This window comes from Nitratireductor sp. ZSWI3 (genome assembly GCF_024655565.1).
Taxonomy (GTDB): Bacteria; Pseudomonadota; Alphaproteobacteria; order Rhizobiales; family Rhizobiaceae; genus Nitratireductor.
This window is the reverse complement of the sequence record NZ_JANKOF010000044.1, coordinates 24,545-36,312: the sequence shown is the minus strand read 5'-3', so window position 1 is coordinate 36,312 and position 11,768 is coordinate 24,545. Positions and strand designations below refer to the sequence as shown.

Annotated in this window: 13 protein-coding genes; 2 read left to right on the top strand and 11 right to left on the bottom strand. The window is 64.4% G+C overall.

From position 1 onward, the window contains the following. Positions 1-69 precede the first annotated feature (69 nt). From NUU27_RS14510 to NUU27_RS14500, 3 genes are all read right to left on the bottom strand, one after another. Positions 70-297: a hypothetical protein gene (locus tag NUU27_RS14510; RefSeq protein WP_257762837.1), complete on the bottom strand. Its 228-nt coding sequence runs from the start codon at positions 295-297 to the stop codon at positions 70-72. A 193-nt stretch (positions 298-490) separates the two neighbouring features. After that, a complete protein-coding gene (locus NUU27_RS14505) occupies positions 491-931 on the bottom strand; it encodes a toxin-activating lysine-acyltransferase (RefSeq protein ID WP_257762836.1) in 441 nt (146 codons plus the stop codon). After that, positions 928-2,052, bottom strand: a complete 1,125-nt coding sequence (locus NUU27_RS14500; RefSeq protein WP_257762835.1) for a hypothetical protein — start codon at positions 2,050-2,052, stop codon at positions 928-930. Before NUU27_RS14500 ends, NUU27_RS14505 begins: the two co-directional genes overlap by 4 nt. Before the next feature lie 275 nt (positions 2,053-2,327). Between NUU27_RS14500 and speD the strand changes: the two genes are divergently transcribed. Together speD and speE are read left to right on the top strand one after the other, a co-directional pair. After that, positions 2,328-2,807 (top strand): adenosylmethionine decarboxylase, encoded by a 480-nt coding sequence (speD, locus tag NUU27_RS14495; protein WP_257762834.1) that lies wholly within the window; start codon positions 2,328-2,330, stop codon positions 2,805-2,807. Beyond that, entirely contained in the window at positions 2,804-3,664 is an 861-nt protein-coding gene (gene speE / locus NUU27_RS14490; protein WP_257762833.1) for a polyamine aminopropyltransferase, read from the top strand. The genes speD and speE overlap by 4 nt, the downstream gene beginning before the upstream one ends. 157 nt (positions 3,665-3,821) lie before the next feature. On the opposite strand, the gene NUU27_RS14485 is transcribed toward speE, so the two are convergent. The 8 genes from NUU27_RS14485 to NUU27_RS14450 form a co-directional block, all read right to left on the bottom strand. After that, entirely contained in the window at positions 3,822-4,454 is a 633-nt protein-coding gene (locus NUU27_RS14485; protein ID WP_257762832.1) for a glutathione S-transferase family protein, read from the bottom strand. A gap of 147 nt (positions 4,455-4,601) precedes the next feature. After that, on the bottom strand, positions 4,602-5,678 hold the full coding sequence (locus NUU27_RS14480) for a BMP family ABC transporter substrate-binding protein (RefSeq protein ID WP_257762831.1): 1,077 nt from the start codon (positions 5,676-5,678) through the stop codon (positions 4,602-4,604). Between the two features lie 46 nt (positions 5,679-5,724). Continuing rightward, entirely contained in the window at positions 5,725-6,639 is a 915-nt protein-coding gene (locus tag NUU27_RS14475) for an ABC transporter permease (RefSeq protein ID WP_257762830.1), read from the bottom strand. Further along, complete coding sequence (locus tag NUU27_RS14470) at positions 6,639-7,757, bottom strand: ABC transporter permease (protein WP_257762829.1); 1,119 nt, start codon at positions 7,755-7,757, stop codon at positions 6,639-6,641. The genes NUU27_RS14475 and NUU27_RS14470 overlap by 1 nt, the downstream gene beginning before the upstream one ends. Then, the gene (locus NUU27_RS14465) at positions 7,757-9,346 is read right to left on the bottom strand and encodes an ABC transporter ATP-binding protein (RefSeq protein ID WP_257762828.1); all 1,590 of its coding nucleotides are present in this window, start codon (positions 9,344-9,346) and stop codon (positions 7,757-7,759) included. The genes NUU27_RS14470 and NUU27_RS14465 overlap by 1 nt, the downstream gene beginning before the upstream one ends. A gap of 100 nt (positions 9,347-9,446) precedes the next feature. Further along, entirely contained in the window at positions 9,447-10,187 is a 741-nt protein-coding gene (gene pcsA / locus NUU27_RS14460; RefSeq protein ID WP_257762827.1) for a phosphatidylcholine synthase, read from the bottom strand. 9 nt (positions 10,188-10,196) lie between these two features. Next, complete coding sequence (locus NUU27_RS14455; protein ID WP_257762826.1) at positions 10,197-10,811, bottom strand: DUF1326 domain-containing protein; 615 nt, start codon at positions 10,809-10,811, stop codon at positions 10,197-10,199. A 14-nt stretch (positions 10,812-10,825) separates the two neighbouring features. Continuing rightward, positions 10,826-11,716 (bottom strand): DUF2182 domain-containing protein, encoded by an 891-nt coding sequence (locus tag NUU27_RS14450; RefSeq protein ID WP_257762825.1) that lies wholly within the window; start codon positions 11,714-11,716, stop codon positions 10,826-10,828. Positions 11,717-11,768: the final 52 nt, after the last annotated feature.

Here is an 11,768-nt window from a genome sequence, read left to right as displayed (position 1 = left end):
TGAAACCGAGGCGGGCCGGAGTCTTCGCCGGCCCGCCTCGGCGCTCAATCGTCGAGAGCGACGTGGGCCTTAGCCAATGGCGGTCTCGATCGCGCCGCCGACAAGGCCGCCGACGGTGGTGCCGATGACGCTGCCGACCTCGGCTCCGGGAACGTTGCCGATCAGGCCGCCGATGGCACCGCCGATGAAGGCGCCGATAGACTGCCCGATGGTGCTTCCGACCGAGCCGGAAGCGCCGCCGCCGAAGCTGACGGGTGCCTGAAGATCGTCCGAATGCGAGACTGAAACGTTCAACATGAGTTTGGACCTCTGTGAGTGGGGATCCGCGCGGGATCGCCCGGTTGCATCTTGCCGGCGCGAGCCGGCTGCTCAGGGTGGGAAACCTGTGGGGTTCCTGCCATTCAGCACCTGGCGGCCGGCATCGGTGGCGGGGTGCATCGCCAAAGGCCCCGTCGGATCGCGTCGTCGGCGCGCCGGCGGAGCCGATGGATCAGCCGCCGGTTCCCCGGCGAGCCATGCTGTTCCATCGGTTGATCCGACGCACCCTGCCTTCCGGGAGCCGACGGATGCTGCTTGCCGTCTCTTGTGGAAACACGTTGCGCTTGAGATCGCGAATCATCGCCGCCATGGTTCCGTAGGGCGCGATGAAATCGTTGAAGAACAGGCGTTCGCCGCATGTCCACTCCTGCGGCTGCAGCGCCCTGCCGGTGGCGAGGATCTCTGCCTCGACCTCCTCGCTCAGCCGCGCCCAGGTGACCAGCCCGGTCGGGAACCCGTCGTCGTTGACATAGAAGCGTGCCTGTCCGCAGCGCAGCGCCGGCAGGATCTCCACCGTCAGATAGCGGCCCGTCGGAAAGGTGCGGTGATAGGCGGAGCGAGCCAGCAGCTCGAAGGCGAAGCCGACACCCAGATAAAGATCGGTCCGGCTCATCGCGTCTGCCTCCCCTGGGGTTGCGGCGGCAGCCACCCGGCGGCGTGCGGCAAGGTCTTGCGCAAGGTGTCGAACAGCGTCTCGTGACGGCCGAACGGCGCGCAACTGTGCATCTCGGGGGTCTGCGAGCCGGGATCGGCGAAGGACCAGACGGCATAGCCGAGCGGATGCGAGAAGGGGCTGAGGGCAAGGAAGGCGGTGCCCGTCCGCATATGCTCGAACAGGCTCGCATAACGGTCGATGATCGCCGTTTCGGCCGCCGCAGCATCGTCCTGAAGGTCGAGAAGAAGGATCGCTCCGACCTGACGATAGACCGCCGATCGGTCGCCCGGCGCCGAGGCGGGCATCGGCGGAAGCAAGCCGGGGATCAGGCGCGGCAGATCACGAGGTTCGATACCGGCGAAGACCTCGTGCGCCCCTGCGCCGCTGCGGAAGAGATTTTGGATGAGCGCCGTGTCGTCGCGCGCTAAAAGCGCCTGTGCGATCAACCGCGCGATCGGATAGTTCCATCGGTACACATAGCGGGCGGACGGCGCGCGCAAGGCCTCCAGCAGATTCGCGGCATCCGGCCCGAGATACCGTGCATTGTCGGCGACCCAGGCGCACTCGATAATGCCCTGGAGATCAGGCCTGTTGAGCGATAACCAGCGCAGGAGAAACAATTCGCCGAGAAAGGCGCACACCTCTCGCGCCATGGGAGGCATCGGCGAGCGGCGCGATGCGACGAGCTGCAGTGCGTGGGCGAATTCATGGACCACGGCAAGCAGGTCCGCCGCCCTACCCTCATAGCTGCAACTGACGAAGGGCAGACGCCCGGCACCGCGATGATAGGTGAAGGGCTGCGGATGCTTGCCGGCGCGGGGAAGAAGGCCGCGCGGAGCCGCCTTCCCGATACGCCGGATGATGGGCTGCAGCGCCGGCAGGGCCTCGCAAAAAACGTCGGAAGCGAGCGACCAGGCTTGCTCTGCCTCCAGGCCGATCGGCGCATCGGTTGCGGTATTTGCATCGCCGCCGACCCAACAATGCGGCGCGAGCGCCAGAAGCGCACCCTCGACGAAACAGGCATCAATCCCGTTGTAGCGGCACCAATCCGCGAAATCGGCGCGTTTCACGATGCTCATGCGAATCTCAATTAAAAATAAAAATGAAATAGTTATATTAAAGAAAAAAACCTATTCCTTCTTATAGTTTATTCTTTCGTTTCTTGTCAATTTACAATGCAGGTCATTTTGTAAAACACGTTAGAACAATTCATTCGACGACTACTTATATTGTTATCGATTATCTCTCCGACCTGTCGCAAGTCGCCGAATGGGGTTGCCTGTGGGGGGGTGCTTGCTTATATACGGGCGGCGCCTGAATGGTCAGGCCACATCTGCTGGTTGGAGAGGACGCCATGTCGCAAGACGCCCTTTTCCAATTGGGGATGGATTCAGTTGTACTGAACACCGCCCAAAAGGAAGAATCAGTCGCGCCGCAGCCCGTCTTGGCGGTCTGCGAGGACAAAGACCACTTTATCGAGAAGGACGGCGTTCTTTGCGCCGGATCCCATCTCATCGTCGATCTGTTCGAGGCGGAGCGCCTCGACGATCTGCCCTATATCCAGGAAACGCTCGTGCGATGTGTCGAGGAGGCCGGCGCCACCCTGCTGCACATCCATCTGCATCCGTTCGAGCCGAATGGCGGTGTGAGCGGCGTGGCGGTGCTCGCCGAGAGTCACATCTCGATCCATTCCTGGCCGGAGCGCGGCTATGCGGCGCTCGACATCTTCATGTGCGGCGACGCCGAGCCCGGACGTTGCATCGACGTGTTGCGCACGGCCTTTGCGCCCGGTCGCATGGAGGTGCAGGAACTGCTGAGGGGGCGCAGCGCGTGACGGACAGGAAAACGGTCGCCGAAACCCTGCATGAGGGGATCCGCGTCACTTTCGAGGCCGAAGAGGTGCTTTACGAGGAAGCGACGGGTCATCACCGCCTCGCGCTGATCCGCAACCGCCTGTTCGGCAAGGTCCTGATGCTCGACGGCGCGGTGCAGGTCACCAGCGCCGACGAGTTCATGTACCACGAGATGATGGCGCATGTGCCGCTGACGGCCCATGCGGATCCGAAAGACGTGCTGATCATCGGCGGCGGCGATTGCGGCCTTGCCGAAGAGGTGCTGAAGCATCGCCGCGTGAGATCCCTCACCCAGGTGGAGATCGACGCCTCGGTGGTCGAATTCTCGCGCGAGCATTTTGCCGACTTCAACGCTCCGGTGTTCGAGGATCCGCGCTTCCGTGTGGAGATCGCCGACGGTGCGGCCTTTGCGGCCGAAACCGCGCAGCGTTTCGACGTCATCCTGGTCGATTCGACCGATCCGACCGGGCCGGGCGCGGTGCTCTTCACGCGCGATTTCTATGCCGACCTGAAGCGGATCCTGCGCCCCGGCGGCATCGTTGTGACGCAGAATGGCGTGCCTTTCCTGCAGCCGGCCGAATTCCAGACGGCCATGCGGGGCCTGTCGTCCGTGTTCGCGGTGTCGCGCTGCTATCTCGTTGCCGTTCCCACCTATTTCGGCGGCCACATGACGCTCGGCTGGTCATCCGACGACACGGCAACGCTGGACGTGCCCGAGAACCTCCTCGCCGAGCGCTCGGCGGGCATCGACACGCGCTATTACACGCCGGCCCATCACCGGGCGGCCTTCGCGTTGCCGCGCTTCATCGAAACGCTGCGCAGCGAGGCGATCGGCTGACAGGGGCTTGCAGCCGGAAAACATCCGGCTGCGGGGCCGGCCGCCAGATCGCGATGATCTTGGATTGAATCAATCCAAGATCATAAACGCGATCGCTTTCAAAAAGCTGGAGCGGGATGCGGGCGCAAAACCGCTTCACACTTTTCCGCATCCCGCTCTACGAGGCGCCGGCGAAGAAAGGCACCTGAGCAGCCATGGCCATGTCCTTCTCCTGCGCGCGGCGGTAAGCCGGACGCGTCTCGATCCGCGCCACATACTCCTTGAACACCGGTCTTTCCGGCAGCGCGTGGAGAACGTTCATGGTAAAGTTTATCCCGCTGGCGAGTTGCGTGTCGGCGGCGGTGAACCGGTCGCCGGCCGCAAAGGGATGCGCGGTCAGGCGGCGCTCGACATAGGCCACCATGTCCTCGAAAAGACCGAACGGATACTGGTTGCCGGTGTATTCCAGCCCCTGAATGTGGGCGCAAATGGCCGGATCGAAGACGGAATCGCAATAGACGAGCGTCGTCAGATACGCTGCCCGATGGGGATCCGTCAGGGCCGGTGCCAGGCCGGCCTCGGCGAACCGGTCGGCGAGGTAGACGGTGATCGCCGCGCGTTCGGTGACGACGACGCCGTCATGCTCTATGGCCGGCACCTTCTTGTTCGGCTGGATCGCCCGATACGTCTCGGGAACCCCCTCCTTGGCACGGATGTCGACCATCTCGATCTCGTAGGGAACGGCCAGTTCCTCGAGCAGCCACAACACGCTGGACGAACGCGACCACGGTGCATGATAGAATTTGAGCATCGCTCTCTTCCCTGTTCCTGACGAATGTGGACGCAGTGTAACAAGGACCTCCTGACAACCGACTGTCAGCAGTGGGCGCATGCTGCGGGGTCATGACGTCGAAAAAAGGGCGGCCGCGGGGCCGCCCTCCTTGCGCGCCTGCGGCGCTCAGTTCGGCAGCTTGTCGTCCACGCCCTTGACGTAGAAATTCATGCCGAGCACCTCGCCGTCGGGTGCCACCTGCCCTTCTTCGAGCCACAGCGTGCCGTCCTGCTTGTAGACGGGACCGGTGAAGGGGTTGAAGCCCTCGTCCTTGATCTTCTTCTCGACCGCCTCGGCCGCCGTCTTCACGTCGTCGGGCATGTTGGTGTAGGGCGCCATCACGACGTGCCCGTCCTTCATGCCGCCCCAGACGTCGTTCTGGGCCCAGGTGCCGTCCATCAGGGCTTGAACGCGCTCGATATAGTACGGGCCCCAATCGTCGACGATCGAGGTGAGCTGGGTTTCGGGCGCGAACTTGATCATGTCCGACGCCTGGCCGAATCCCTTGATGCCGCGCTCGGCCGCCACCTGCAGCGGCGCCGTGGAATCGGTGTGCTGTGTGATGATGTCGACGCCCTGGTCGATCAGCGCCTTGGCGGCATCCGCCTCCTTGCCAGCATCGAACCAGGTGTTGGCCCAGACGATCTTGACCTTGAAGTCGGGATTGACCGACTGCGCGCCGAGCATGAAGGAATTGATGCCCATCACCACTTCCGGGATCGGAAAGGAGGCGATGTAGCCTGCGACGCCCGTCTGCGACATCTTCGCCGCGATCACGCCTTGCACATAGCGGCCTTCATGGAAGCGGGAGTTGTAGGTGGCGACGTTCGGGTGCTCGCGCTTGAAGCCCGTGGCATGCTCGAACTTCACGTCGGGGAACTTGGCGGCCACCTTCTGCACCGGATCCATGAAGCCGAACGACGTGGCGAAGATGATGTCGCAACCCGAACGTGCCAGACGCTCCAGCGCACGTTCCGTATCGGCGCCCTCCGGCACGTTCTCCAGATAGGTGGTCTCGACCTTGTCGCCGAAATGCTCCTGCACATCGAGCAGGCCCTGGTGGTGCTGGTAGGAATAGCCGAAGTCGCCGATGGGGCCGACATAGACCCAGCAGGCCTTCGTCTTGTCCTGCGCGGATGCGGGCGCTGGCGCAAAGGCAAGGGCGGCGGTGCTCGCCGCCAGGGCTAGAAGCAGTTTTTTCATGATTGACGTCCTCTCTGTTGTCTGAGTTCGGCGCCTTCGCAGACGCCTATCGTGCCGGAACGAACGGTCGCCCGAGACAGGCCGGCGTATTGACCATGGTCAACCTTCTGTTGCGGGAGATTAGAACAAGAACCGCGATCGTTGCCAGATAGGGCAGCGCGGACAGGAATTGCGAGGGAACCGAAACGCCGATCGCCTGCGCGTGCAACTGGCCGATGGAGACAGCGCCGAAGAGATAGGCGCCCGCCAGCACCCGCCAGGGCCGCCATGAGGCGAAGACCACCAGCGCCAGCGCGATCCAGCCGCGCCCGGCTGTCATGTTCTCGATCCATTGCGGCGTGTAGACGAGCGACAGATAGGCGCCGGCAAGTCCTGCGCAGGCACCGCCGAACGCGACCGCGCCATAGCGCACAGCGATCACGCTGATGCCGAGGGCGTGGGCGGAATCGTGATTGTCGCCCACCGAACGCAGCGTCAGGCCGGCGCGCGTGTAGAACAGGAACCAGGCGACGCCGGCGACCAGCAGGATCGACACATAGAACAGCGGATCCTGCCTGAACAGAAAGCGTCCGACATAGGGAAGATCGGACAGGATGGGAATGGCGATCGAACCGAGCTTGATGCCGGGCATGCCGATGAATGCCTCGCCGATCATGCCGGAAACGCCGAGGCCGAGAAGCGTCAGGGCAAGTCCGGTCGCCACCTGATTGGTGACGAGCGTCAGCGTCAGGAACCCGAACAGGAGCGAGAACGCGGCACCGACCAGGACCGCGGCAAGAACGCCGAGCCATGGTGAGCCGGTGGTTACGGTGACGCCGAAACCGGTGACGGCGCCCATCACCATCATGCCCTCGACACCGAGGTTGAGCACGCCGGAACGCTCGACGACCAGCTCGCCGATGGCGGCGATCAGGAGCGGCGTGGCGGCGGTGGCGATGGTGATGAGGATGGATTCGAGCATTATGCGACCTCCGCAGGTTCCGACGGTTGCGGAACGTCCGTCCGCTTGGAGGGCGCGCTGTGAGCAAGCCGGATGCGGTAATGAATCAGCGTATCGCAGCCGAGCACGAAGAACAGCAGCATGCCCTGGAAGGCACGCGCCGCCTTGTCGGACAGGCCGATGGAGATTTGCGCCGCCTCGCCGCCGAGATAGGAGAGCGCCAGGACGAAGCCGGCGGCGACGATGCCGAGCGGGTTGAGGCGGCCGAGGAAGGCGACGATGATCGCCGTGAAGCCGTAGCCGGGCGAAATGGAGGGCTGTAACTGGCCGATCGTGCCGGCCACTTCGGAAATACCGGCAAGGCCCGCCAGGCCACCGGAGATCAGGAACGAGACCATCACCATGCGCGAGGCGCTGAAGCCGGCGAAGCGCCCTGCCCGCGGGCTCTGGCCGAGCACGCGTATCTCGAAACCCTTGAGGGTCCTGCGCAGCACGAACCACAGGATCAGGGCGGCGACCAGCGCAAAGACGATGCCCCAGTTGGCGCGGCCGGCCGAAGGCATCAGCTCCGGCAGGACCGCGTAGGGATGGAAATCCCGCGTTTCGGGAAAGTTCATGCCGCCCGGGTCGCGCCAGGGCCCACGCACCAGCCAGTCCAGGAAGAGCTGGGCGACATAGACCAGCATCAGGCTGGTCAAGATCTCGTTGGTGTTGAAGCGCGCCTTGAGCAAGGCGGGAACTGCGGCATAGGCGGCTCCGCCGGCAATGCCCATCACGAGCATCAGGGGCAGGACCATCACGTTCTGGACGTGCGGAAAGACGACCGGCAGGATGCCGCCGGCGATCGCCCCGGCGATGAACTGGCCCTCGGCGCCGATGTTCCAGTTGTTGGACAGGAAACACACCGACAGACCGACCGCGATCAGGATCAGCGGCGCCGCCTTGACCGCAAGCTCGTGCAGCGACCAGGTCTCGCGCAACGGGTCGATGAAATAGTAATAGAGCGCGTCGAGCGGGTTCTTGCCGAGGAGGGAGAACATGATCGCCCCGGCAATCATGGTCAGCGCGAGCGCAATGAACGGCGAGACCGCGCTGAACAGGGCGGAATGCTGCGGACGCTTGACGAGTTCGAGGCGCATCAGGCGGTCTCCAGGGGCGCGCCGGCGTGATGACCCGGCTCGGCGCCGCCCATCAGCAGACCGATCTTCTCGAAGGTCGCCTCGGCGATGGGCAGCGGGGCGGAAAGCCGTCCGTCATGCATCACGGCGATCGCATCGGAGATCTCGAACAATTCGTCCAGGTCCTGGCTGATCACCAGCACGGCGGAGCCGGAACGGGCAAGATCGATCAACGCCTGGCGGATGCGCGCGGCGGCGCCCGCATCGACGCCCCAGGTCGGCTGGTTGACGACCAGGACGGAAGGCTGGCGGTCGAGTTCGCGGCCGATGATGAATTTCTGCAGGTTGCCCCCGGACAGGGCCGCCGCTTCCGGATCATCGCCGCCCTTGCGCACGTCCATCGCCGCCGCGATGCGGGCGGCGGCCTTGGCGAGCGCGCCGCCGCGCACGGTCCACAGCGGCCCCACCAGCGCCCTGCCGTCGGTGACGTGGCGCGACAGCAAGAGGTTTTCCGAAAGCCGCATCTGCGGCACGGCGCCATGGCCGAGCCGCTCCTCGGGAACGAAGGCGGCGCCGAGAAGACGGCGGCCGGAGATCGACAGCCGGCCGGCATCCTTGCCGCGGATGCGCAGGCTGGCGGCGCTCTCCTGCAGGACTTCGCCCGACAGGGCCTCGAACAGCTCGCCCTGCCCGTTGCCCGCCACGCCGGCGATGCCGAGCACTTCCCCGGAGCGGACCGCAAGACGGATGTCGCGCAGGGGCACGGCGAAGGGATTGGCGGCCGGACGGGCAAGGCCGGCGACCTCGAGCAGGACTTCGCCACCGCTGCCGCCCGCCGCCCGCTTCACCGCCTGCACTTCGTCGCCGACCATCATCCGGGCGAGCGAGGTGGCGGTCTCCTTGCGCGGGTCGCAGTGGGCCACCACCTTGCCGTGGCGCAGCACCGTGGCGCGGTCGCACAGGCGCTTCACCTCCTCGAGCCGGTGCGAGATGTAGAGGATCGACTTGCCCTCGTCGCGCAGGGTCTCAAGCGTCTCGAACAGCTTGTCCGCCTCCTGCGGCGTCAGCACCGAGGTCGGCTCGTCGAGGATGATCAGATCGGGCTTCTGCAGCAGGCAACGGATGATCTCGATGCGCTGGCGCTCGCCGACCGAAAGGTCGCCGACATGAGCGAAAGGATCGAGCGGCAGGCCGTAGGCCTTCGACAGTTCCCGCGCCCGCTCGGCGATCTTCAGGATCGGCGTCTTCTCGTCGAGCGACAGCATGATGTTTTCGGCCGCCGTCAGCGCCTCGAACAGCGAAAAATGCTGGAACACCATGCCGATTCCCAGATGGCGCGCGGCGCCGGGACTGGAGATCGAGACGCGCTCTCCCTTCCAGAGAATCTCGCCCGAGGCGGGCTCCAGCGCGCCGAACAGCATCTTGACGAAGGTGGACTTGCCGGCGCCGTTCTCGCCCAGCAAGGCATGAATCTCGCCGCGGCCGATCGACAGATCGATGCCGTCGCAAGCCTTGAGCGTGCCAAAGATCTTTGTCAGCCCGCGAACCGTGAGGAGTCCGCCAGCCTTGCCTTCCCGTTTCCGATCCACCCCGGCTCCCGTTGTGGCCATTTGTTCTTATGTTCCCGTACCGATCATAGGAGGACAGTTTTCCCGGGCATTAGTGGCCGTTTGCTTGAAAGAGCTTCACATTTTTTCGAAAGCTGACGTCTTAAGCTCCTTCGCTGCGATCGCCAAGCTTCGGCAGCCATTGCATCACGGCACCCACAGCAAAAAGATAAAGGCCCGTTGCGCCGAGACCGAAGCGGACGATCCGCTCGGCTTCGAGGTTCTGCAGAAGGGCCACGATGCCAAGGATGCACCAGAGAAGAAATATCGCCAGGTTGAGCGTGCGCAGGCGCTTCACCCGCACCGGATGCAGGAAATGGATCGGCAGGAAGGTGAGGATCGCTGCGATTATGACGACGGCGAAGGAGACATACTCGCCAGGCTGTGTGACGAAGAGGGTGAAGACCACCATGTTCCAGACGACCGGAAAGCCCTTGAAGAAGTTCTCCCGCGTCTTCATGCCGGTGTCGGCGTAGTAGATGGCGCTGGTGACGACGATGATCGCCGCGGACAGGAACGACAGCCCCTCGCCCATGAAGCCGCTCTGGTACAGCGCGAAGGCCGGGATCAGCACGTAGGTCACGTAATCGATGATGTTGTCGAGCATGTCGCCCGACCAGGTCGGCAGAACTTCCTTCACCTCCAGCTTGCGGGCGATGGGCCCGTCTATGCCGTCGACGAAGAGCGCCAGCCCCAGCCACCAGAACATCGCCGTCCAGCGCTCTTCGCTGGCGGCCACGAGCGACAGGAACGCGAGGAACGAGCCGGACGCGGTGAGCAGGTGAACCGAGAATGCCTTGGCCTGCGGGGCCGTGACCTTCTTTTTCAGAACGGGCTTCTTCATCGGCGCTTCTTATGGCCCGCGCCAGTCGAGCGGGCAGATCTCGGCCGACCGTCCGGCGAAATTCCAGTTGCGGCCGAAGGCACGCATGCGGCTCTTCTCGGAGCGCGCGACGGTGATTTCCGGCGCGATCCAGTATTGCGAGTTGGTGATCACGGTGTCGCCCCCGCCGTCCTTACCGGCGATGGGCGTGATGGCGCCGTCGATGATCTTGGGGATCTGGAAGATCCTGGTCTTGCCTTCCGTCAGATAGCTGACCGGCGCGCGCTGGATGCCCAGGAACTGGCCGACCAGGATCGACAGCAGCGCCGTGGTGCCGCCGGCCTTGCCGGAAAAGATCTTGCCGATGGCCTTTTCCGCATAGATCGAGGCGCGCTCGTCGAGAAATAGGCCCGCCGTCCAGTTGCCGCGGCTCATGTAGCCGGGAATCTCCATGACCAGGCCGAGGTTGAGGCCGGACAGGTCGGTATCGCCATGGTGGCCCTGATCGATGCGGAAGCCGGCCCAGGTCTGGCAGTAGCCTTCTGTCGGCGGATGATTGCCGAGCGACAGCACACAGGGGCAGAACACCGTGCAGTTGCACGACAGCACGAGCTCGCCCTTGAGCGCCCAGTCTTTCTTTCCCATGCGCGACCCTTTCTTTATGCCGAGATTACAAGAAGCCCGAGCGCCCACACAAGCAGCACCCCGCCCGAAAGCCGTGTGAAAAACCGGTCATGACCATGTTTCTCGACGATCGCGAAGACGCCGAGCAGCGCCATCCAGAAAATGTTCATCACGCCGACCACCAGCATGACCAGCATCAGCGCCCAGCAGCAGCCGAGGCACCAAAGGCCCTGCTCGACGCCAAGGCGGAAGATGGCGACGCGCCGTGTGCTCCAGCGCCCGAACAGCGTGGCGAACGGGTTTCGGCATTTGATGAGGCAGGCCTCCTTGAGGCCGCTGAACTGGTAGAGGCCGGCGCCGGCAAGCACGGCGGCTCCCAAGAAGCCATCAACCGGTGCCAGAGCGAGCGTGCGCAAGCGCACGTTGCCGAGCAGCGTGACGATCAGCGCGAAGACGACGGATGCGGCGAGCCAGACGGCGAGATAGCCGCAGACGAGGATCAGCGGATGAACCGCCTTTTCGCCCTTGGCCGCCGCGGTGTCGGCGATCTCGCAATAGGTGCGAATCATCGGTCCTGCCGAGGGCAGCATCATGGCGAGCGCCATCAGGAACCACATGACGGCGATGACCGCGAAACGGATGCCGCCGGCACCGGCTTCGGCGGGCGCAAGGCAGAGCGCCAACAGCGTCTCGACAAAACCGGGCACGGGCATGTCGGGCAGCCCGGCGAGCCATGTGCCGCCCGGCCCCGCAGCCGAAGCGTCGATCGCCGCCACGCGCAGCGCCATCACGGCAAGAACCGTCCAGGCGAGGACAATGGCGAGGATGAGGCTGGCGACCGACAGCGGATAGGCGCTCAGCGCCATGCGATGCGCCGCCCGCCCGCCCCTGCCCAGATTGTTCAGATCGTCCTGCCCGCTGCCCATGCGGCGCTCCCTCGCGCGGCTGGGTGCTTTCGCCGCGTTGAACCTTGCATCA